General features: G+C 65.9%; 18 protein-coding genes. 3 read left to right on the top strand and 15 right to left on the bottom strand.

Annotation, left to right across the window (positions count from 1 at the left end; translation table 11 throughout):
• Positions 1 to 139 precede the first annotated feature (139 nt).
• The 6 genes from ACSE4D_RS14445 to cysK all read right to left on the bottom strand — a co-directional run bounded on the left by ACSE4D_RS14445 (position 140) and on the right by cysK (position 5,543).
• Positions 140 to 1,084, bottom strand: a complete 945-nt coding sequence (locus tag ACSE4D_RS14445; RefSeq protein ID WP_436326138.1) for a 2-hydroxyacid dehydrogenase — start codon at positions 1,082 to 1,084, stop codon at positions 140 to 142.
• Positions 1,085 to 1,151: 67 nt separating this feature from the next.
• Entirely contained in the window at positions 1,152 to 1,616 is a 465-nt protein-coding gene (locus tag ACSE4D_RS14440) for a MarR family winged helix-turn-helix transcriptional regulator (protein ID WP_426937361.1), read from the bottom strand.
• 1 nt (position 1,617) lies between these two features.
• Complete coding sequence (locus ACSE4D_RS14435) at positions 1,618 to 2,319, bottom strand: CE1759 family FMN reductase (RefSeq protein ID WP_436326137.1); 702 nt, start codon at positions 2,317 to 2,319, stop codon at positions 1,618 to 1,620.
• A complete protein-coding gene (locus ACSE4D_RS14430) occupies positions 2,316 to 3,494 on the bottom strand; it encodes an LLM class flavin-dependent oxidoreductase (RefSeq protein ID WP_135539595.1) in 1,179 nt (392 codons plus the stop codon). Before ACSE4D_RS14430 ends, ACSE4D_RS14435 begins: the two co-directional genes overlap by 4 nt.
• Positions 3,495 to 3,685: 191 nt before the next feature.
• Positions 3,686 to 4,429: a serine O-acetyltransferase gene (cysE, locus tag ACSE4D_RS14425; RefSeq protein WP_135539701.1), complete on the bottom strand. Its 744-nt coding sequence runs from the start codon at positions 4,427 to 4,429 to the stop codon at positions 3,686 to 3,688.
• Positions 4,430 to 4,616: 187 nt separating this feature from the next.
• On the bottom strand, positions 4,617 to 5,543 hold the full coding sequence (gene cysK, locus ACSE4D_RS14420) for a cysteine synthase A (RefSeq protein WP_135539597.1): 927 nt from the start codon (positions 5,541 to 5,543) through the stop codon (positions 4,617 to 4,619).
• A 357-nt stretch (positions 5,544 to 5,900) separates the two neighbouring features.
• Here cysK and def point away from each other — a divergent pair, with 357 nt between their 5' ends.
• Complete coding sequence (gene def / locus ACSE4D_RS14415) at positions 5,901 to 6,473, top strand: peptide deformylase (RefSeq protein ID WP_135539599.1); 573 nt, start codon at positions 5,901 to 5,903, stop codon at positions 6,471 to 6,473.
• 55 nt (positions 6,474 to 6,528) lie between these two features.
• On the opposite strand, the gene ACSE4D_RS14410 is transcribed toward def, so the two are convergent.
• The 5 genes from ACSE4D_RS14410 to ACSE4D_RS14390 form a co-directional block, all read right to left on the bottom strand.
• A complete protein-coding gene (locus ACSE4D_RS14410) occupies positions 6,529 to 7,563 on the bottom strand; it encodes a hypothetical protein (RefSeq protein WP_240689764.1) in 1,035 nt (344 codons plus the stop codon).
• 174 nt (positions 7,564 to 7,737) lie between these two features.
• The gene (gene gatB / locus ACSE4D_RS14405; RefSeq protein WP_135539601.1) at positions 7,738 to 9,219 is read right to left on the bottom strand and encodes an Asp-tRNA(Asn)/Glu-tRNA(Gln) amidotransferase subunit GatB; all 1,482 of its coding nucleotides are present in this window, start codon (positions 9,217 to 9,219) and stop codon (positions 7,738 to 7,740) included.
• Positions 9,216 to 10,718: an Asp-tRNA(Asn)/Glu-tRNA(Gln) amidotransferase subunit GatA gene (gene gatA, locus ACSE4D_RS14400; RefSeq protein ID WP_135539603.1), complete on the bottom strand. Its 1,503-nt coding sequence runs from the start codon at positions 10,716 to 10,718 to the stop codon at positions 9,216 to 9,218. Before gatA ends, gatB begins: the two co-directional genes overlap by 4 nt.
• 1 nt (position 10,719) lies before the next feature.
• Entirely contained in the window at positions 10,720 to 11,025 is a 306-nt protein-coding gene (gatC, locus tag ACSE4D_RS14395) for an Asp-tRNA(Asn)/Glu-tRNA(Gln) amidotransferase subunit GatC (protein ID WP_425118842.1), read from the bottom strand.
• A 92-nt stretch (positions 11,026 to 11,117) separates the two neighbouring features.
• Positions 11,118 to 12,017 carry a LysR family transcriptional regulator gene (locus ACSE4D_RS14390; protein ID WP_425118843.1) on the bottom strand — a complete coding sequence of 300 codons (900 nt, stop codon included), beginning with the start codon at positions 12,015 to 12,017 and terminating at the stop codon, positions 11,118 to 11,120.
• A 108-nt stretch (positions 12,018 to 12,125) separates the two neighbouring features.
• Here ACSE4D_RS14390 and ACSE4D_RS14385 point away from each other — a divergent pair, with 108 nt between their 5' ends.
• Positions 12,126 to 13,541, top strand: coding sequence for a YfcC family protein (locus ACSE4D_RS14385; protein WP_425118844.1), 1,416 nt, complete (start codon positions 12,126 to 12,128; stop codon positions 13,539 to 13,541).
• A gap of 70 nt (positions 13,542 to 13,611) precedes the next feature.
• Complete coding sequence (locus ACSE4D_RS14380) at positions 13,612 to 14,733, top strand: mandelate racemase/muconate lactonizing enzyme family protein (protein ID WP_425118845.1); 1,122 nt, start codon at positions 13,612 to 13,614, stop codon at positions 14,731 to 14,733.
• 39 nt (positions 14,734 to 14,772) lie between these two features.
• Here the strand turns inward: ACSE4D_RS14380 and ACSE4D_RS14375 are convergent, their stop codons facing one another.
• From ACSE4D_RS14375 to ACSE4D_RS14360, 4 genes are all read right to left on the bottom strand, one after another.
• Positions 14,773 to 15,168: a hypothetical protein gene (locus tag ACSE4D_RS14375; protein WP_425118846.1), complete on the bottom strand. Its 396-nt coding sequence runs from the start codon at positions 15,166 to 15,168 to the stop codon at positions 14,773 to 14,775.
• Positions 15,169 to 15,324: 156 nt separating this feature from the next.
• A complete protein-coding gene (ligA, locus tag ACSE4D_RS14370; RefSeq protein ID WP_426937358.1) occupies positions 15,325 to 17,571 on the bottom strand; it encodes an NAD-dependent DNA ligase LigA in 2,247 nt (748 codons plus the stop codon).
• The gene (locus ACSE4D_RS14365; protein ID WP_426937357.1) at positions 17,568 to 18,761 is read right to left on the bottom strand and encodes a hypothetical protein; all 1,194 of its coding nucleotides are present in this window, start codon (positions 18,759 to 18,761) and stop codon (positions 17,568 to 17,570) included. The genes ligA and ACSE4D_RS14365 overlap by 4 nt, the downstream gene beginning before the upstream one ends.
• Positions 18,727 to 20,745 (bottom strand): S9 family peptidase, encoded by a 2,019-nt coding sequence (locus ACSE4D_RS14360; RefSeq protein WP_436326136.1) that lies wholly within the window; start codon positions 20,743 to 20,745, stop codon positions 18,727 to 18,729. The genes ACSE4D_RS14365 and ACSE4D_RS14360 overlap by 35 nt, the downstream gene beginning before the upstream one ends.
• Between the last annotated feature and the right edge of the window lie 93 nt (positions 20,746 to 20,838).

The raw sequence follows: 20,838 nt of genomic DNA, 5'->3' as shown, positions 1-20,838 counted from the left end.
CATGCTACGCCCGATTCCAGCATCCGCACGCCCGACTCTCGCATGGTGGAACCTCTCCTGGGCACCATGCGAGAGTCGGTCGCTCAGCCGACGATTCGACCCTGCTTAGGTCAGGCTCTCGTGACCTATTGTCGGTGCCTCAGACCTTGACGAGGTTGACCGGTTTCTCACCGTCGTTGATCCGGCGGACCTGCTCGGCGAGGATCTTCACGACCCGCGGCTCGAAGGCCGAGGTGTCCCCGCCGACATGCGGAGTCACGAGCGTATTCGGCGTCCCCCACAGCGGGTGATTCCGCGGCAGCGGCTCGGGATCGGTGACGTCGAGAGCGGCGTGGAGGCGCCCGGTCGTCAGCTCGGCCACGAGAGCGTCGGTGTCGACGACCTTGCCGCGGGCGACATTGACGATGAGCGCATTGTCGGGCAGCAGTCCGAGGAACTCGGCATCGACGAGGTGGTGCGTGCCCTCGTTGAGCGGGGTGATGAGCACGACCACCTCGGTGTGGGGAAGCAGCTGGGGCAGCTCATCGACGCCGTGGATCTTGCCGCGGTCGTCCTCACGCGCACTCGAGGCGACACGGGTGAGCTGAACTTCGAACGGGTCGAAGCGGTCGGCGATGGCCGAACCGATCTCGCCGACGCCGACGATCATCACCCGACGATCCTGCAGGGACCGGTACCGGTGATGCTCCCACGTCCGGGAGACCTGTGAGCGCACGGCGTCATCGATGCCGCGCAGGCTCGCCAGGGTCAGGGCGAGCGCGAGCTCGGCGGTTCCTCCGGTGTGCACTCCCGAGGCGGTCGCGACCTCGATGCCGCGCTCGGGCAGATGCGCCACGGGGTCGTAACCGGTCGTCTGGGTGATGACGAGCCGCAGGTTCGTCAGCTCGTCGAGCATCTCGATGGTCGGGCCGGAATTCAGATACGGCAGGACGACGACGTCGACGTCATCGTGGCTGAGCTTCGGCGAACGCTCGGCATCGGAGAAGACGACGAGGTCGACATTGGCCCGTTGGTGGGCGGGGATCTGGGCGATCACCCGGTTGCGGAGCTCGGAATTCGGGAATGCGATCGTGGTGATGGACATGCCCTCATTCTGACACGCCGCCCGAACCGGCGCCGAGACCTTCATCACTCTGAGATGACCGGCCTCGTCACTCAGGCAGAGCGCGTCCGATCCGCGCGAACACCGACTGGAGGACCTCAAGCTCCTCATCGCTGACATGCTCGAAGAAGATCTCGTCGACATAGTCCTTGTGCTGCGATCCGGCGGCGAGGAACGCCTGCGCCCCGGCCTCGGTGAGCGCCACATTGTGGGCACGCCCGTCCTCGGGACACGGAGTCTTCGTCACCAGCCCCGAGTCTTCGAGGACCTTGATCCGGTAGTTCAGTCGCGACGGCGAGAACACGAGTTTCCTGGCCAGGGCACTCATCGTCAGCGTCCGCTCGGGCGCCTCCCACAGCAGGAGGAGCGTGTTGTAGTCACTGACGGTCAGACCCGCATCGTTCTTCAGCTGCGCCTCGAGGGCCTGGCGGACCCGCTGCGATGTCTCGAAGTAGGTCCGCCAGGCGTTCTGCGCCAGGGTCTCCCGGCCGAGGCCGAATCTGATCTCGGTCATTTCAGCCCTCGAGCAGCTGCGCGAACGGGGTGATGCGTTCGGGGTCGAACTCATCGCCGCCGCGCTCACCCGAAACCGCGCCGAAGACGGATCGTGCGGGCGCGGATTCCGGGTCGTCCGCCTCGGCGAGGTCATCGACTCCGAGCCCGGTCAGGCTCGCGGTCAGCGAGACGAGCTCCTCGGCAGCCTGCCGGATGCGCGCATTGAGCGCCCGGCCGCCTTCGACGGAACCCCAGTCGTCGGTGGCGGCGAAGACCGTGGTCGGCACGACGATGCCCTTGAGATAGGCGAGCATCGGCCGCAGCACCGCGTCCCCGGCCAGGGAATGTCGGGCGGTGCCGCCGGTGGAGGCGATGAGCACGGGGGTGCGTGCCAGCGTCCGATCGTCGATGAGCTGCCAGAACAGTGTGTGCAGCCCGACCGGGGCGGCCTTGTAGACGGGGGCGACCGAGACGATGGCGTCCGCGTTCGCAACCGTCGTGAACGCCGTTTCCAGCGCTTCGGACCGGAAGCCGGTCAGGGTCATATCCGTGAGCGCAGTGGCGAGGCTGCGGACGTTGATGATCTCGGTGACCACCTCGGTGCCCACGGACTCCCCCACCGAGGCGGCTGTGGCGAGGATCCGTTCGGTGAGTTTGAGTGTGGTCGAGTCCTCGCTGAGCGAGGTGTTCACGGCCACGATCTTCATCGTCTGCGTGCTCATGCCTGGTCGGCTCCTTCCTTCTTCGCTTCTGCGGCGCGTGCCTGCCGATCCTCGTATGCTCGCGAACCCGGTGCGCCGCCGGGGACCGGGTCGCGGCCCTCGCGGTGGCGGATGACGAGCGATTCGTGGGTCGGGGCGTCGGGGACATCGGCGGGCCGACCCTTCGCGAATTCCTCACGCAGCACCGGGATGACCTCTTCGCCGAGGAGGTCGAGCTGCTCGAGCACGGTCTTGTGCGGCAGCCCGGCATGGTCGATGAGGAACAGCTGGCGCTGGTAGTCCCCGGCCCAGTCCCGGAAGCCCAGGGTCCGCTCGATGACCTGCTGCGGCGAGCCGACGGTCAACGGGGTCTGAGTCGAGAAGTCCTCGAGGCTGGGGCCGTGGCCGTAGACCGGGGCGTTGTCGAAGTAGGGCCGGAATTCGCGCACGGCATCCTGAGAGTTCTTGCGCATGAACACCTGTCCGCCGAGGCCCACGATCGCCTGGCTCGCTGTGCCGTGCCCGTAGTACTCAAAACGCTGCCGGTACAGCTGGACCATCCGGGCGGTGTGCGAGGTGGGCCAGAAGATGTTGTTGTGGAAGAACCCGTCACCGTAGTAAGCGGCCTGTTCGGCGATCTCGGGACTGCGGATCGAACCGTGCCAGACGAAGGGCGGAACCTCGTCCAGCGGAGTGGGCGTGACGGTGAAGCCGTTGAGAGGAGTGCGGAACTTGCCCTCCCAATCGAGGTTCTTCTCCCGCCAGAGACGGTAGAGCAGGTTGTAGTTCTCGACGGCCAGCGGAACACCCGAGCGGATGTCCTTGCCGAACCAGGGGTAGACGGGCCCGGTGTTGCCGCGCCCCATGATGAGGCTGATGCGGCCGTCGGAGAGGTGCTGGGCGTACGAGTAGTCTTCGGCGATGCGCACGGGGTCGGTCGTGGTGATGAGCGTGGTCGCCGTGGAGAGTTCGAGCGTCTGTGTCTGTGCGGCGATATTGGCCAGCAGCACCGGCGGGTTCGCGGGAGCCACGAACGGCGGATTGTGATGCTGGCCGGTGGCGAAGACGTCGAGGCCGACCTCTTCCGCCTTCTTCGCGATCTCCACGGTGTTCTTGATCCGCTGGTGTTCGCTGACCGTGGTGCCGTCGGTGGGGTCGGTCGTGACATCCCCGATGGTGAAGATTCCGAATTCCATGTCTGCTCCTGCTTCTCGGGACTGCGTTCACTAGCTTCAATTTTGAAGTAACTAGTTGAAAGCTTAACAGACATGGTCATGGAAGTATTCCCGGGGATCGATCGAGGCTGAGGACGGGGACCGATCGAGGCTGAGAACACAGAAGTGCCCCACCTCCGAGGCGGGGCACTTCGCGGGAAGCTCGGCTGAGGTCAGATCCAGAGCGCGGGATCCTCGAGGACGAAGTCCGGGTACTTCGCTGCGCTCTCCGCGTCCGCGGAGGACGTCGAGTCAGCGGCATCCGCGCTGGACTTCGCGCCGCCAGAGGCGGAGGAGGCGGCCCCCGTCTCCTCGACGACGGCGTCGGGCTTCCTCTTCGCGCGCACCGTCGCGGGAATCCCCACGGCACTCGAATCCGCTGCGACGTCCTTGACGACGACGGCGTTGGCGCCGACAGCAGAATTGTCGCCGACGACGACGGGACCGAGGATCTTCGCCCCCGCGCCGATGAGCACATGATTGCCGATCGTCGGATGCCGCTTCGTCTGCGCCATCGAGGTGCCGCCGAGCGTCACCTGGTGGTAGAGCATGACATCATCGCCGATCTCCGAGGTCTCGCCGATGACGACTCCATTGGCGTGGTCGATGAAGAACCGACGGCCGATCTTCGCTCCCGGGTGGATCTCGACCCCGGTGAGCGTGCGCACCATCTGCGACATGAGACGCGCCGGGGTCTTGCCGGAATCGCGCTGCCAGAGCCTGTGCAGTCCGCGGTGAGCCCAGATCGCGTGCATTCCCGGATACGAGACCAAGGAGACGAAATCACTCGTCGCCGCGGGATCACGCCGGCGCACGGTCTCGAGGTCTTCGCGCAGGGTCTTGCGCACCTCGGGGCGGCTGAGCCCATAGACCGCCGCTCCCGCGGCCGCAGCGGCCGCCGTCCACAGTGCTTTCATCATGTCCGTCCTCGTGCTCACTCGTCGTGTCTGGTCTGCTTTGATTCTGCACCTGCGCCACCTCGGTGTGCGGCCTCGGTGTGTCGCTGCGCTTCGGTCGGGCCGTGCCGCCTCGTTCTCGTCGACAGATCCGAGACAGCGAGGGCGCCAAACCGGAGTTTGACGCCCTCATGCCGATGCCTCGGTGTCAGTCGAGGTACTCGGAGAACAGCGGGGTCGACAGGTAGCGCTCACCGAAGTCGGGCAGGATCGCGACGACGCGCTTGCCGGCGTTCTCCGGCCGGGCGCCGACCGCCTCGGCGGCAACGAGCGCGGCACCGGAGGAGATGCCCACGAGCAGCCCCTCTTCCTTCGCGACTTCACGGGCACGGTCGATGGCGGCATCGTTCTCAACGGCGACGACCTCGTCGTAGATCTCGGTGTCGAGGATGCCGGGGACGAAGTTCGCGCCGAGGCCCTGGATGGCGTGCGGGCCGGCCTTGCCTTCGGTCAGCAGCGGCGAGGCGGCGGGTTCGACGGCGACGATCTTGACGTCGGGGTTGGCCTCGCGCAGGGCAGCGCCGGCACCGGAGATGGTGCCGCCGGTGCCGATGCCGGAGACGAAGATGTCGACCTTGCCGTCGGTGTCGGCGAGGATCTCGGGGCCGGTGGTCGACTTGTGGATCTCAGCATTCGCCTGGTTCTCGAACTGGCGCACGAGCACAGCGCCGTCAGCGGCGAGTTCCTCAGCCTTGGCGACAGCGCCCTTCATGCCCTCGGCCTTGTCGGTGAGGACGAGCTCGGCACCGAAAGCGCGCAGCAGTGCACGACGCTCCTTCGACATCGACTCCGGCATGGTCAGCTTCACCTGGTACCCGCGGGAGGTGCCGACCATCGCCAACGCGATGCCGGTGTTGCCCGAGGTGGCCTCGACGATCGTGCCGCCGGGCTTGAGCTCACCCGACTTCTCTGCCGCGTCGATCATGGCCACGCCGATCCGGTCCTTGACGGAATTGCCGGGGTTGTACGACTCGAGCTTGGCGACGATCTCGGCACCGGTTCGCTCGCTGGCCTTGTTGACGCGGATCAGCGGCGTACGGCCGACCAGGTCGGAGACATTGTTGAAGATGGTCAATGTAAGTCCTTTCACGCTTCTGTATTCACCCACCGCCACAGGCCCTCACTGTTTGGCAGACCTGCTGAGACAGGGATTGAGCGACAGCTGGCATCTCGTGGTCCGAGACGGCTTGTGCTCATCTTAACCACGCCTCCCCTGAACATGTTCCCAGAATTGTTGCTCAACAATCCGTGTTCGCTCGCGGCGAAACCATTCGACTTATCGTGTAACATTCGGCGTTCCTGCGGCGAGGACTCGTGAACGTCGATCGCATACGACCCTTCAACCGCTGAGCAATCGGGACCGGCTTCTCGCGCCCGCGGCAGCACGGGTGCCGGGCGCGGCGCGGACGTCGATACCGATACGATTGTGCTCATGGCTATTCATCCCATCGTCGTCTACGGCGAGCCCGTTCTGCATCGCCGGGCCGAGAAGATCACCGAGTTCGACGAGGCTCTCGCCGCGCTCGTCGCTGACATGCACGAGACGCTTGACGCCAGCAACGGCGTCGGCCTGGCCGCACCGCAGATCGGCGTCGGCAAGGCTATCTTCGTCTTCAACGCCGATGACGATCACGGCGTCCGCCGCCGCGGCACCTTCGTCAACCCCATCCTCATCGCCTCGAAAGTCCCCGATACCCGCCCGGATCCCGAGGACGAGTCCGAGGGGTGCCTATCGGTGCCCAGTCTCGACTTCCCCCTCAAGCGCGCCGACCGGGTCACCGTCAACGGCGTCGATGAATCGGGACGGCCGGTGACGCTCACCGCCGAAGGCTGGTTCGCCCGCATCATGCAGCACGAGTACGACCACCTGCAGGGGACTCTCTACGTCGACCGGTTGGACAAACGCTGGTCGAAGAAGTGGAAAAGTGCGCAGGCGGCCCACGGCTACAACGAACCCGGCCGTTCCTGGATGCCGGGAGTCGACCCGGACCCCTTCGGACACTGAGGAGATCGGGCCTCGAGTTCGTCGATGGACTCAGGCCTCGAGTTCGTCGATGGACTCAGGCCTCGAGTTCGTCGATCGACTTCTGTGCCGCGGCCAGTCGGGTGTCGAAGTCGTCGAAGTCATCGGCCGTCTCGTCGAGTTCAGCGACGAGACCGGAGATGATCGACGATTGTGATTCCGCATCGATGCGCAGCTCCCGGAACTGCCAGTCGGCGGAATCGTCGGCGGCGGTGCGGGAGAGCACGTCGAGGACGCGGTCACCGAGTTCGCGTGAGCGTTCGGAGTTGTGCAGCAGCATGAGCTGCTCGTCGAGTTCCAGCAGCCGTTCATAGTACTCGTACATCGACTCGACTCGATGCGCCATCGAGGTGAAGGCGACGGCCAGCTTCTGCAGATAGGTCTCAACCGACTTCGCGGTTCCCGCATCACGGATGCCCTCGATCTCCTCCCGCAGGCTCACGAGTTCCTGCAGACGGATGCCCACGGATGCCACAGCATGGTCGAGGTCGACTCGCGAGACATGGTCTCTGAGGATCGGATGGGTCCACGCACGGGTCCGAACGATCTTGCGGGCGATCATCACGGCCAGGTGGAACAGACGCTGCTCATCGGTGTCGCGCCCGTCTTTGCGCCCGGCGACATAGCCGAGGCTGGCCGGGGTGATCCAGCGGGCGCCGGTGGCCGTGGAACGATTCTTCCGGCTCAGGCGCTTCGGATCACGCAGGTATTTCGGCCCGGTGACGGCGGCGAAGATACCGGTGCCCACCGCTGTGGCCGCTCCCATCCCGCCGAAGGTCAGTGCCGCGTCCCCGAACCCTGACAGCAGGGCGATCCCTCCGGGTGCGGCGAATCCGGCGGTCATGGCCGTACCGGCGGCGGTGCCGCCTTTGAAGAGAACACTCGAGCGGAAGAAGTTGCGGCCCATCCCGCCGGTGAGCATGATCGCGCTCGGCGCTCCTGCCGTGTATCGGTAGCCGCGGGCATTCCACGCGCGCATGACGTCGTCGTTGACGCTCTCGGGCACGAGGACCCGATAGATCGGGGCCGTCTTCCCGCACTCTCTCTTCCACAGAGACTTCCACTCGGACACCGTTTCACCTCCACGCGTGTGGTGCACGACTGCGGCACCCAGACTGCCGAGGGGAATCGGCAGCGACCGCAGGAGAATGCGGAAAAGCCACACCCTCCGCTGTGCTCGGGAGCCGGTCGGCTCCCTTGGACGCACAGTCTAGAGGGTGTGGCTGGATCAATCCTGAGTCGAAGCTCAGCCGTTGATCTTCGCGAGGATGAGATCCTTGGCCTTGCCGGCATCGGCCTGACCGCGGGTGGCCTTCATGATCGGGCCCATGAGCGCACCGATGGCCTGCATCTTTCCGCCCTTGATCTTCTCGACCACATCGGGGTTGGCTGCGATGGCCTCCTCGACTGCGGCTTCGAGAGCTCCGGTGTCCTCGACGATCTCGAGGTCACGGGCCTTCATCACCTCGGCGGGGTCGCCCTCACCGGCAGCGACTCCGGACAGGACGTCCTTGGCCAGCTTGTCGTTGAGTTTGCCCTGACCGATGAGCTCGACGAGCTCGGCCACCTGTGCAGGGGTGACGAGCTCGGTGGGGCGCTTCTCTTCCTGGTTCGCCAGGCGGGCGACCTCACCGGTCCACCACTTGCGGGCCTGGGCCGGCTTCGTGCCGGCGGCCACGGTGTCCTCGATGGCCTCCAGCAGTCCGGCGTTGACGATGTCACGCATCTCGAGATCGCTGAAATTCCACTCGGCGAGCAGCCGCCGACGCTTCTGCGCCGGCAGCTCGGGCAGAGTCGCCCGCAGCTGCTCGACCCAGTCGCGGCTGGGCTCCAACGGTACGAGATCCGGTTCCGGGAAGTAGCGGTAGTCATCGGCATCGGACTTCGGCCGTCCCGAGGAGGTCTCGCCGGTCTCTTCGTGGAAGTGACGGGTCTCCTGGACGATCTTCTCGCCGGCCTCGAGCAGGGTCGCCTGGCGGGCGATCTCGAAGCGCACGGCGCGTTCGATCGAGCGGAAGGAGTTGACGTTCTTCGTCTCCGTGCGGGTGCCCAGCGGAGCATCGGGGCTCTCGCGCAGGGAGACGTTGACGTCGGCGCGGACATTGCCCTGTTCCATGCGGGCCTCGGAGACGTCGAGGGCGCGGAAGATGTCCCTCAGCGTGCGCACATAGGCTGCGGCCACCTCGGCGGCGCGTTCTCCCGTCCCGGTGATCGGGTGGGTGACGATCTCCACGAGGGGAACACCGGCGCGGTTGTAGTCGACGAGCGAATGGTCCGCGCCCTGGATGCGGCCGGTGGCCCCGCCCACATGCGTGTTCTTGCCCGCGTCCTCCTCCATGTGGGCGCGTTCGACGGGGACGGTGACGATGGTGCCGTCCTCGAGTTCGACCTCGACCTGACCTTCGGAGGCGATGGGCTCATCGGACTGGCTGGTCTGGAAGTCCTTGGGCACGTCCGGGTAGAAGTAGTTCTTGCGTGCGAACCGGCAGGTCTCGGCGATCTCGCAGCCGAGCGCCAGACCGATCTTGATCGCGTACTCCACGCCCTTCTCGTTGACCACGGGCAGGGACCCGGGCAGACCGAGAGACGTGGGGGTCACGTTCGTGTTCGGTCCCCCGCCGAAGGTGTTGGGGGCGGCATCGAACATCTTGGTCGCGGTGCCGAGCTCGACGTGGACCTCGATGCCGATGACCGGATCGTACTTCTTGATCGCGTCTTCGTATTTCACTTGGCTTCCAGTCCTTCCGCGAGAGTGTCGAGCACACGTCCGCCGGCAGATTCGAGTGCGGCTTCGAGCGGTCCTGCCACCTCGTAGAGCTTGATGTCTTCGCGGGCCGGGGCCAGTATCTGGAATCCGACGGGCAGACCGTCGGCCAGTCCTGCCGGCAGCGACAGACCGGGGATGCCGGCGAGGTTCGCCGGGATCGTGGCGACATCGCCGAGGTAGAGGGCCATGGGATCCGCGGCCTTCTCCGCGCCGAACTTCAGCGCGGTGGTCGGAGCGGTCGGGGACACGAGGACGTCGGCGGCTTCGAAGGCCTTGGCGAAGTCGTTCTGGACCAGGGTGCGGATCTTCTGCGCCGAACCGTAGTAGGCGTCGAAGTATCCGGCCGACAGCGCGTAGGTGCCGAGGATGATGCGGCGTTTGACCTCATCACCGAAACCGGCGGCGCGGGTGGCCGACATGACGGTCTCCGCGGTGACGGGCCCGGACTCGGGTTCGACCCGCAGACCGTAGCGCATGCCGTCATAGCGGGCGAGGTTCGATGATACTTCGGAGGGCATGATGAGGTAGTAGGCGTCGAGCGCATAGGAGATCGCCGGGCAGTCGACCTCGACGATCTCGGCACCGGCGGCTGCTGCGACATCGAGGGCGGCGGAGAACGCGTCGCGCACTCCGTCCTGGTAGCCCTCGCCGCGCAGCTGCTTGATCACGCCGAGCTTCTTGCCCTTGAGGTCACTGGTCTGTGCGGCATCGAGGAACCCGCCGACCGGTTCGGGCAGCGAGGTCGAGTCGAGCGGATCGTGTCCGGCCAGCAGCTCATGCAGGGCCGCGGCGTCGGCGACGGACCGGCCCATCGGGCCGACCTGGTCGAGGCTTGAGGCCATGGCGATGATGCCGAACCGGGAGATCGATCCGTAGGTCGGCTTGACGCCGACGGTGCCGGTGAACGCGGCGGGTTGGCGGACGGAGCCACCGGTGTCGGTGCCCACGGACAGCGGTGCCTGGAATCCGGCCAGTGCAGCCGCCGCACCGCCGGAGGAGCCGCCGGGAACATGGTCGAGGCTCCACGGGTTGCGGGTGTCACCGAAAGCCGAGTGCTCGGTCGTCGATCCCATCGCGAATTCGTCGAGGTTGGTCTTGCCGAGCACCGGCAGACCGGCGGCCTTGACCTTGTTGTGCACCGTCGACTCGTACGGCGGCACCCAGTTCTCAAGCATCTTCGAACCAGCGGTCGTGCGCACCCCCTCGGTGACGACGAGGTCCTTGAGCGCGACCGGCACACCGGCGAGCGCATGGACGTCCTCACCGGCTGCGCGCTTGGCGTCGACGGCCTTCGCGGTCTGCAGTGCCAGCTCGTCGGTGACGGTGATGAAGGAGTTGAAGTCATCCTCGGTGGCGGCGATGCGGTCGAGGTGCGCCTGAGTGACCTCGACGGAGGAGAACTCGCCGGACTTCAGTCCTGCCGCGAGTTCGAGTGCGCTCTTATTCGTCATCTCTGTCATCTCATTCCTCCCCGAGGATCTGCGGAACGAGGAACTTGTCATCGGCTGCGGCCGGGGCCGAAGCCAGGGCCTGCTCGCTGCTCAGCGTCTCGCCCACGACATCGGGTCGCATGACGTTCGTCAGCGGGATCGGATGGCTCGTCGCGGGCACATCGTCGCCGGCCACTTCGTTGATCCTGGCGACGTTTCCCAGAATTGTGCTCAGGTCACCGGCGAGCGATTTCAGCTCGTCTTCGCTCATGGCGATCCGAGACAGTGAAGCCAGATGCTCCACCTGTTCGGGGGTGATTGCGGAAGACTCCGTCATTCCCTGCCTTTCATCGTCGTTAACACTGCCACCCAGTCTAGTCTCTCAGCCGGGCACGACCGTCGGCTGCGGGAGTCGGCGTCGGTCACATCTCACATTCGTCGGATCACCTCCAGCGTCGTCCGTCGGAACGCTGCCACAGCCGCATGCTCTTCGTCCCGCCTCGTCGCCAGAAACACTCGCCTCTCTAGAGGCTGGGACAGCCTCTTGGCCACCAATGGATAACTAGCCGGGATCGCCATGATCGGCATGAGCGTCATCGCGATGCCTGAGCTGGCCATAGCGGCGGCGACAAAGTATTCCCCGACTTCGGCCACGTGGATCGGGACCACGTCCAGGTCGTCGAACAGGGCATCGAGGACCCGTCGGTCGTCGTCTTCGACCCGACCGACGATCAGGTCCTGTCCATCGAGCTGTGTCAAATCGATGGGCTCGGGCCAATGGGCGGCTGGATGCCGAAGCGCCGTGACCAGCCGAAGGGCATCGGCGAAGAGGAATTCCAGAGACAGACCCGAGGAATCTTCGTCACCTGGTGACTCGGGATGCTCATGGATCAGCGCCACATCGGCGTCGTGCTGCCTCAGCAGCTGGAATGCTTCGGCTCGAGGGACTTGGACGAACTCCAGACTCATGCGCGGAAAGCGCTGGCACAGCGGCGCGAGGATCTTCGGCAGCAGACCGGCCGACGCCGACTGGAACGTCGCAATCCGCAGTTTGGCCTTCTCCAGTCCAGCGAGCTGCCGAGCGTTGTCTTCAGCCTGGGCCAGTCGCAGGATAACTTCCCGCCCAGCACCCGCCAGTTCCTCACCGGGCGGAGTCAGCGTGACTCCTCGCGAATGCCGCAGGAACAGACACAAGCCGGTTTCCCGTTCCAGCTTCGACATCTGCTGGGAGACGGCGGCCGGGGTGTAGTTCAGAGTTCTGGCGGCGGCCGCGATGCTGCCCTCATCGTGTATGGCCATGAGCATTCGTAAACGAGGCAGATCCAACATGTAACTGTTCCTTACGGCAGAGCCCAGCAATCCTTGCTTGTGAGTCAACGATTCGAATCATACTGTGTGACAAAGCTCACTTGTCTTTCAGGAATCGGAAAGGTCGCCATGCCAGTTCTGACAGCTCTGCGGAAGACCGCTGATCGACGGCTGCACGTTCCTCATGTGTATGTCATCATCTTCGGCCTGATCATCATCGCCGCCGCAGCGACGTACATCGTGCCAGCAGGCTCGTTCGATCGAGTCGAAGATTCCGAGGGCCAGGAGGTCGTCGTTGACGGCAGCTATCAGGCAGCGGAGTCGTCACCAGCCGGCATCATGGACGTCCTGACGTCGGTGCACGCCGGAATGGTCGAGGCAGCTCCGATCATCTTCTTCATCTTCATCGTCGGCGGCGCGTTCGGGGTGTTCCGCGCCACTGGGACTGCCGACGCGGCTGTCTCCCGTATCGCCGACAAGACCAAAGGTCGGGAGATCCTGGTGGTCCCCGCGCTCATGCTCTTCTTCGCTGTCGGAGGCGCCGTCTTCGGTCTGGCGGAGGAAACGATCCCATACATCATGATCATCGCTCCTCTGGCCATCATGCTCGGCTACGATTCGCTGGTCGGAGCTGCCATCGTCCTCGTCGGTGCAGGCTCAGGCTTCTCGGCGGCGTTCATGAACCCCTTCACAGTGGGAGTCGCTCAGGGCATCGCGGGGTTGCCCATCTTCTCTGGGCTGGTACCGCGCATCGTGTTCTGGGTGCTCTTCGTCGCTGTGAGCACGACATATGTCACCTGGTATGCAGTCCGGGTGAGAAGAAACCCGTCGGCGAGCCTGGTCCACGAAGACGATCAGAAACGAGATGACATCGGACCGGCCGAGTCCACGCCGCTGAGTCCCCGGCATATCGCCAATCTCGTCGTTCTGCTGCTGACGATCTGCATTCTCGCCGGCGGCGTGATCGCCTTCGGCTGGTACATTCCCGAGATCTCCGGTCTGTTCCTCGCCATGGGGCTCGTGATGGCTCTCATCGGCGGACTAGGCTTCAGCGAAACGGCGGAGGCGTTCGTGAATGGGTTCCTCGCCATGACCATGGGAGCTCTCGTCATCGGACTGGCCTATGGCGTGCTGACAGTGCTCAGAGACGGCAACATCATGGATACGATGATCCTCGGACTGGCTGATTCCGTCCGGCACCTGCCGACGGAGTTCTCGGCCCTGGGAATGTACGGCGCACAGAGCCTGACGAACTTCGTCGTTCCCTCCGGCAGCGGGCAGGCTGCTCTGACGATGCCGATCATGACGCCTCTGTCCGATCTTGTCGGAGTGAGTCGGCAGACAGCCGTACTGGCCTTTCAATTCGGCGACGGCACCTCGAACATCCTGACGCCCACCTCCGGATACTTCATGGCCGCGCTGGCCGCCGCCGGTGTCTCCTGGACGAAATGGGTGCGCTGGATCTGGCCGCTCATCCTCATCCAGTACGCCCTCGGTGGGATCTTCGTCCTGGTCGCCCATCTGTTCATCTGGCCCGGGAACTGATGGAAGCCGTGGTGAATGCCGACTGCGGCCCGGGCCGGAACTACGAGACCTACGTCCGGGGAGGGCAATCGTGAAGATCGTCGGAGCCGAAGTCCACGCCGTCCGGTTGCCGCTGCATCGGCCGTTCGTCGTCTCCTACGGCCGGTTCGATGACATGCCCTCGATTCTGCTGCGGATCGTCACTGACGAGGGCGTCGAGGGATGGGGCGAAGCGGTTCCGGACCCCCATGTCACGGGTGAGACCTTCGAAGGGGCATATGCCTCCCTGTGCCATGTGCTCCTTCCATGTTTGGAGGGGCTCACCGTCTTCGATACGGCGCAGCTGCATCAGCGCATGGACCGCACCCTGCGGGGCAACCCATCTATCAAGGCCGCTGTCGACATCGCGGTCCATGACGCTTTGGCCACGGCCGTGGATCTCCCACTGTTTCGGGTGCTGGGTGGTCAGGCGCACTCCGAACTCACGCAGCCGTACGTCATCGGCATCACATCCCCGGAGGCTGCGGCAGACGAGGCGAGCGCCGCGGTCGCAGCCGGATACACCGAGATCAAGTTGAAGGTCGGCAGCGACGACGGCGATGACATTCGCCGCATCCGTTCACTCCACCGCGCAGTCAACGGCAGGGCTCGACTCCGGGTCGACGCCAATCAGGGATGGGACCGATCGACTGCGCTGCAGGTCATCAGTCAGACGGCGGACTGCGCGGTCCAATGGTACGAGCAGCCCCTGCCGGCCGACGAGTTGGAGAGCCTGGCAGAGCTTGCTCGTGCGACGGACGCACGCTTGATGATCGACGAAGCCGTCCACACCCCGTCCGACCTGATCCGTGCGGTCCACCTATCAGCTGCGGACATGGTCAACATCAAATTGATGAAGGCAGGCGGGGTGAGACCATCTCTTGCCCTGGCCTCGATCTCAGAAGCCGCAGGCATGCCCTGTCAGATCGGCTCGATGGTCGAGTCGGCGGTCGGAACGATGGCCGGCGTCCACGTCGCCTTCGCGCATCCGGCCATCGTGTCGAATGAGCTCGTGGGTCCCGAGATGATTGCCGAAGACATTGCGGACGTACCTATCCGCGCGGGCCGGGTTCCTCTTCCTGACGGGTCGGGCCTCGGCATTGAGGTCAACCTCAACGCCATTGCTCGGCTCAGGGTCGCCCAGTCGGAGTGGAGCACTTCGTCATCTCGCTGAGGACAGCGGGGCAGACCTCGCAGACGACATGCTGAAGAATCAGGCTGTCTGTCTCTCCGGCCATGTTCTCTCGCCCAAGATGTACCCCGACATGTCGGCGAGCACCCGGTCGGCGTCGGCCTGGGTGAACTCTCCAGCAACGACTCCGGCCTGGAGGTCAGCGGCGAGCTCGGACACGCGAGCATGAGCGGTGTCGACGATGGTGCCTTCGACAATCTGATGCGATCCGCCGTCAGCAACGGCCGACTCCTCGGGGCGGTTGGTCGGCGGTGTGTTCGTGCGCTGGGACGTCAGAGCAGGCTGAGCACTGCGTTTGGTCGACTGCGGTCCTGGATTGAGCACCAGGTCGGCCAGTCCTGCCGTCACCGGTACCGCCGTCAGGGCGCCGGCGACGACCACGCAGGTACCGGCGAGGAGTCGGGGAATCCATCTCATGTCCCACACTCTTCCATCCGAAGCTGTCTCTGAGCTTGGCTGAGTCTGTACCCGGACTTCGAGTTCGGTCACGAATGAGTAAACAGCCACACCATGGAACCGCCCGGGCCCGGGATAAATTCCCTTGGGGCGCCCGGCTCGGAACTCAGACGGTGCTCAGTCGAGGTCTCCTGTCTCCAATAGGGTCCTGAACTGGTCTTCGTCGAGGACGGGCACGCCCAGCGATTCGGCCTTCTCCAGCTTCGACCCGGCGTTCTCGCCGGCGACGACATAATCGGTCTTCTTCGACACCGAGCCCGCGGCCTTGCCGCCGGCACCGAGGATCGCCTCCTTGATCCCGTCTCGAGTGAAGGAGCTGAGCGAACCGGTGGCCACGATCGTCAGACCGTCGAGAGTCTGTGCCGAAGCGTCGCCCTCTTCGTCCTCCATCCGCACCCCGGCGGCCTTCCACTCCTCGACGATCTCGACATGCCAGTCGACGTCGAACCAATCGCGGACGCTCTTCGCGATCGTCGGTCCGATGCCCTCGACTTCGGAGAGCTCCTCGAGCTCGGCGGTGCGAATGGCATCGAGGGTACGGAACTTCGCGGCCAGAGTCCGCGCGGCGGTGGGTCCGACATGTCGGATCGACAGCGCCACGAGCACCCGCCACAGATCCTGATCCTTGGCCTTCCTGATCTCGTCGAACAGCTTCTCCGTGTTCGCGCTCGGCGCACTCGGCTTCTTCGCGGTCCCACGCGTATAGAAGTAGGGGACGAGCTCCCGCTCCCCCGTCGCCACACCCCTGACCTTCTTGTCCCGCCAGATCTTCACATCCGCCAGCGACGCCCGCAGCTGCGAATCCTCGTCGGCGAGTTCGAAGAGGAAGGCCTCGGACGTCAGCGGCGGCGTCCCGGGCTCGGCCGGGGCCGTGAGGGCGAGTGCGGCCTCCTCGCCGAGGGCTTCGATGTCGAAGGCCGCACGGGAGGCGAGGTAGAAGATTCGATTGGCCAGCTGCGCGGGGCACGACCTGGAGTTCGGGCAGCGCAGGTCCTTGTCGCCCTCCTTCTGCTCTCCCAGCTCGGTCCCGCACGACGGGCAGTGGGTCGGCATGACGAATTCGTGTTCGGACCCATCCCGCAGGGCCGCGACCGGTCCGAGCACCTCGGGGATGACGTCCCCGGCCTTGCGCAGCGTGACGGTGTCGCCGATGAGCACGCCTTTGCGTTTGACCTCGTGACCGTTGTGCAGCGTCGCCCGCTCCACGGTCGATCCGGCCACGGTCACCGGCTCCATCACCGCAAACGGCGTGACCCGTCCGGTCCGACCGACCTGCACCTGGATGTCAAGGAGCTTCGTCGTGACCTCCTCGGGCGGGTACTTGAACGCCGTCGCCCACCTCGGCGCACGGGAGGTGTACCCGAGCGTCTCCTGCACGGCGATGTCATCGATCTTGATGACGATGCCGTCGATCTCATGCGTGACGTCGTGACGATGCTCGCCGTAGTAGGAGATGAAGTCTTCGATCTCGTCGACGGTCTCCAGCACCTTGAAGTAGTCGCTGATCGGCAGGCCCCAGGACCGAAACTGTTCGTAGACCTCGGATTGGCGGGCCGGTTCCGGATGCGAATCATCGGCCGGAGTCCACACGGCGATGCCGTGGACGAGCATATGCAGCGGCCTGCGGGCGGTGACGGCCGGGTCCTTCTGGCGCAGCGATCCGGCCGCGGAGTTCCGGGGGTTGGCGAAGGGGGCCTTGCCTTCGGCGACGAGCGCGGCGTTGAGTTCGCCGAACTCCTCGATGGGGAAGAACACCTCACCGCGGATCTCGACCTCGGCCGGAGGATGTTCGGTGTCCAGGTGGTGCGGGATGTCGGAGATGGTGCGCACGTTCGCCGTGATGTCCTCACCGATGCGGCCGTCGCCGCGGGTCGCGGCCCGCACGAGTTCCCCGTTGCGGTAGAGCAGGTTGACGGCAAGACCGTCGATCTTGAGTTCGCAGAGGAACTTCGACTTCGCCGAGGTGGCCGACCGCACCCGGTCATACCAGGTTCGCAGCTCCTCGTAGTCGAAGACATTGTCGAGACTGTACATCGGACCGATGTGCTCGACCGGGTCGAAGGTCGAGGTGTCGACGACGCCGCCGACCGTCTGCGTCGGTGAGGAGTCCGTGACGAGTTCGGGGAACTGCTTCTCGAGGTCTTCGAGCCGGTGGACGAGGTCGTCGTACTCGGCGTCGGAGACGAGCAGGGAATCCTGGTAGTACGCGGCCCGATACTCCTCGATCCGCTCCGTCAGCTGCGCATGGGCCTGCACGCGTGCGGCCGCGTCCGTGAGGTCGACGTCCGACAGATCCACATTCGATGCGTCTGCGTTCGACGGGTTCTCTTTCGACGAGCCCGCGTTCTCCGGTGTGGTGGTCATTCGATCTCCTCAAGAGCGCGCCGCAGACCGGCGGCGATGGTCATGGTCCCCCGATTGTGTTCGGGACTGAGTTCGCATCTCTCGTCCAGCAGCGGCGGGTAGGTCATCGGCAGTTCGGGACCGGCGATGATGCCGACTTCGCGCAGGCTCGCTGACCCCATGCCGATGCGCGACCACGGGATGCGGATGCGCTCAGTCCAGTGGTTGACCGCATCCGGTCGCCCACCGGCCTCGGTGGGCAGGTGGATCCAGAGACCGAGCCCCGCCTCGGCGAGGATGGCCGCCTGCTCCCAGCTGTGTGGTCTCAGGGCCGCCAGCGGCACGGACACGGCCGTCGCGCCGGTGCGGCGGACCGCCTCGGCGGCGGGGATCTCCTTGCCCTGCAGGTGCAGGGGATCGAGGTTGGGCAGCGCGAGCACGGTCGGCGGCAGGTGGCGCAGCGTCGATTCGAGAGCCGCCCACACGTGGGTTTCGCTGATCGCGGGCAGGCTCGCCCACCCGGAGACGGTCGGCCAGGTGCCGGTGAGGACCGGGCTGAGGCGGGATTCGACGAGGCGGACGGTCGGCTGCATGCCCAGGCCCGCGATGCGATCGGCGAAGGCGGCGATGCCGAAGGCGTACGCCTGCACGACGTCGCGGCGAGCGCCGTGATCGCCGAGGACGCGGGCTCCCGAGCGCAGACTCAGCGCGGTCACGAGCGTCCAGGGCCCCGGCAGGGAGAGTTGGATCTGACCGGGTCGGGACTGACCGTATTCGGCGATCGCGTCGAACGCCTCATCGAGGGCGGAGTCCTCGAGTCGTTCGTCCCTTCCCGCCGAGGCGGTCAGCCGCCAGCCGAAGGAGGTGCGGTCGACGTGGAGATCGGTGAGCAGGCCGACGGCACGGCCGATGGCGTCGGCACCCCAGTGGTCCTCGGACGAGTGCGCGGTCAGCGGGACGGGCGGCAGCTGGTCGGCGAGAATGTCGAACCCGGCTGCGGCGGCCTCGCGGACGGGGCTCGTGGCGATGTAGCTGCGGTGCGGGTCCCGGACTCCGGGCAGCCAGATGCCGGTGGTCGTGGCGGCGGGCAGAACAGTGGTGGGCACGGTGGGGGCGGCGACCGCCTCGGCGGGGTGCGGGGCGTGTCCCGTCTCGTCCCGGCGCTGGCCGAGGCTCTCAGCCGCCGCGCGGGATTCCGAAGACGTCGGCATAGAATCGGAACTCGCTTTCCAGGGAATCGATGATGGTCTCGGCGCGGACGAAGCCGTGGGATTCGCCCTTGTACAGACGGTAAATGTACTCCACTCCGAACAGTTCGAGTGTATCGACGAACTCCTGAGCCTGTGAGGGCGGCACGATCGGGTCGCGGTCGCCCTGCATGACGGCCACCGGCACGTCGATCTCGGTGACACGGCGGATCGGCGAGCGGCGGATGTAGTCGTCCTGAGCTTCGGGCCAGGGTCCGACGAGACCGTCGATGTAATGGGATTCGAAGTCATGGGTGTCGACGACGAAGCGGATGAGATCGGTGACACCGAAGTAAGAGGTGCCGCAGGCGAACACGTCCGTGGCGGCCAGAGCCGAGAGCACCGTCCACCCGCCCGAGGAGGCCCCGGAGATCGCGATGCGCTCCGGGTCCGCGAGACCGGCGGCGATGAGCCCTTCGACGGCGGCCACGGTGTCGGCGACGTCGACGATCCCCCATTGTCCGCGCAGTCGGTCCCGCCAGGCCCGGCCGAAGCCGGTCGATCCGCCGTAGTTGACCTCGAGGACGCCGATGCCCTGTGAGGTGAAGAAGCTCGAGCGTGCCGACATGTCCGGGGTCGCCTGACCGGTGGGTCCACCGTGGATCGAGACGATATAGGGCGGAAGTTCGCGCTCGGAGGCGGCGAAGCGGGGATTGTGCGGCGGGTGGATGACGACGGGCACTCCCCCGAGCTCGCCGACTCGCGGTCTGGAGTAGTAGCCCTGATGGGTGTCGAGTCGTTCCCGGGCGATCTCGGTGAACTGCCCGGTCGCGCGGTCGACGGCGCAGAGGACGCCGGGCCGGCTCGTCGATTTCGCGGTCATGAGCAGGTGGGTCCGGCCGAGGGCGAGGAGTTCGATCGTGCCGAAGGTCTCCCCGACCGGGTTGATCGGCTCCCAGGTGTTCGGGGCTTGTGCGTGGCTGCGCACGAGGGTGGCCGTGGCCGACTGCGTGTGCGCCCACACTTCGCCGCTGTCGTGGAGGTGCCAGCGGGTGCCCAACTGCCACAGTGCCCCGCCGATCTCGTCCCCGGTGTCGAGGACGGGGCGCAGACGGTCGGGGCTGAGCACCTCGGGGGCCGGGGCGTGATCGGGGTCCGTGACGAGCGGGCGTGCGGCCACGGGGTCGAAGTCGAGACCGTGCAGCGCCCAATGACCGCCGTGATCGGAGCTGACGTGAAGAGACGAGTCCGAGGTGAACTCGGGCTGGAGGAGGGAGACTCCCCCGTCGTCGGGGGTCGGCAGAGTGGGCGGGGCCTGTCGGGGGCGTGCGATCGCATCCCCGCGGACCATGGCCACCGGCGGTGTCGCGGGGGTGCGCACGTCGACGAGCCACAGGTTCGTGCCGTCCCATGGCATGTTCGGGTGTTCCCAGCCGATGAACGCCAGCGTGCTGCCGTCGGGTGAGAGGCGCGGCCAGGCCATGAAATGCGACAGCGTCGCGAGCACGTTCGTCGTGCCGTGCTTGGTCAGCAGCACAACGGCGCGTTGGCGGCGAGTGGATCGGCAGTCCTCGCGCACGCACAGCAGTCCCCACGGGGTCATGTGCAGATCCCCGTAGCGGATCCGGCCCGAGGTGTCCGGGGTCAGGGCGTGCGGAGCCCGACCGGGGATGATCTGCCACACACGCTGATCGGCGGCGTTGACGAAGTAGATGACCTCGCTGTCGGGGTCGAGAGCCCAGGCCGCTCCCCCGTATTCGTGGACGGCGGAGCGGATGTTGAAGCCGGTGGGCAGGATCTGTTCCCAGTCGCCGGGACGAGACAGCGAGGTGCGGACGAGTCCGGTGCGGGCTTTCTCGGCGGGGATCTTCGTCGAGTAGAAGATCTCGTCTCCGCGGAAGGCGGCATCGAAGATCGGAGCGGCACCGGCGGCCACCTCGGCGGCGTTGAGAGGTGACGTCCAGGTTCCATAAGGTGCCGAGACGACATCTTGGGGAAATTCCTTCATGCCCCCAGAGTATCGCCAGTCACGGACATTCCGGCGGTGATGCCTCGCCCCGGGGCACCGGGCCAGGTGCCTGCCTCGCCCCGGGGCACCAAG

The sequence above is a fragment of the Brevibacterium sp. FAM 27836 genome (assembly GCF_051351055.1).
Taxonomy (GTDB): Bacteria; Actinomycetota; Actinomycetes; order Actinomycetales; family Brevibacteriaceae; genus Brevibacterium.
Note: the sequence above shows the minus strand (reverse complement) of the source record. Positions and strands in the feature narration are given on the sequence as shown.

Coding starts and splice junctions, on each gene's coding strand:
- gatA (WP_135539603.1), bottom strand. CDS start 10,718: ATGACAGAGATGACGAATAAGAGCGCACTCGAACTCGCGGCAGGACTG.
- ACSE4D_RS14365 (WP_426937357.1), bottom strand. CDS start 18,761: ATGCCGACGTCTTCGGAATCCCGCGCGGCGGCTGAGAGCCTCGGCCAG.
- ACSE4D_RS14430 (WP_135539595.1), bottom strand. CDS start 3,494: ATGGAATTCGGAATCTTCACCATCGGGGATGTCACGACCGACCCCACC.
- ACSE4D_RS14440 (WP_426937361.1), bottom strand. CDS start 1,616: ATGACCGAGATCAGATTCGGCCTCGGCCGGGAGACCCTGGCGCAGAAC.
- ACSE4D_RS14435 (WP_436326137.1), bottom strand. CDS start 2,319: ATGAGCACGCAGACGATGAAGATCGTGGCCGTGAACACCTCGCTCAGC.
- gatC (WP_425118842.1), bottom strand. CDS start 11,025: ATGACGGAGTCTTCCGCAATCACCCCCGAACAGGTGGAGCATCTGGCT.
- cysE (WP_135539701.1), bottom strand. CDS start 4,429: ATGAAAGCACTGTGGACGGCGGCCGCTGCGGCCGCGGGAGCGGCGGTC.
- ACSE4D_RS14385 (WP_425118844.1), top strand. CDS start 12,126: ATGCCAGTTCTGACAGCTCTGCGGAAGACCGCTGATCGACGGCTGCAC.
- ligA (WP_426937358.1), bottom strand. CDS start 17,571: ATGACCACCACACCGGAGAACGCGGGCTCGTCGAAAGAGAACCCGTCG.
- def (WP_135539599.1), top strand. CDS start 5,901: ATGGCTATTCATCCCATCGTCGTCTACGGCGAGCCCGTTCTGCATCGC.
- ACSE4D_RS14390 (WP_425118843.1), bottom strand. CDS start 12,017: ATGTTGGATCTGCCTCGTTTACGAATGCTCATGGCCATACACGATGAG.
- ACSE4D_RS14375 (WP_425118846.1), bottom strand. CDS start 15,168: ATGAGATGGATTCCCCGACTCCTCGCCGGTACCTGCGTGGTCGTCGCC.
- ACSE4D_RS14445 (WP_436326138.1), bottom strand. CDS start 1,084: ATGTCCATCACCACGATCGCATTCCCGAATTCCGAGCTCCGCAACCGG.
- ACSE4D_RS14360 (WP_436326136.1), bottom strand. CDS start 20,745: ATGAAGGAATTTCCCCAAGATGTCGTCTCGGCACCTTATGGAACCTGG.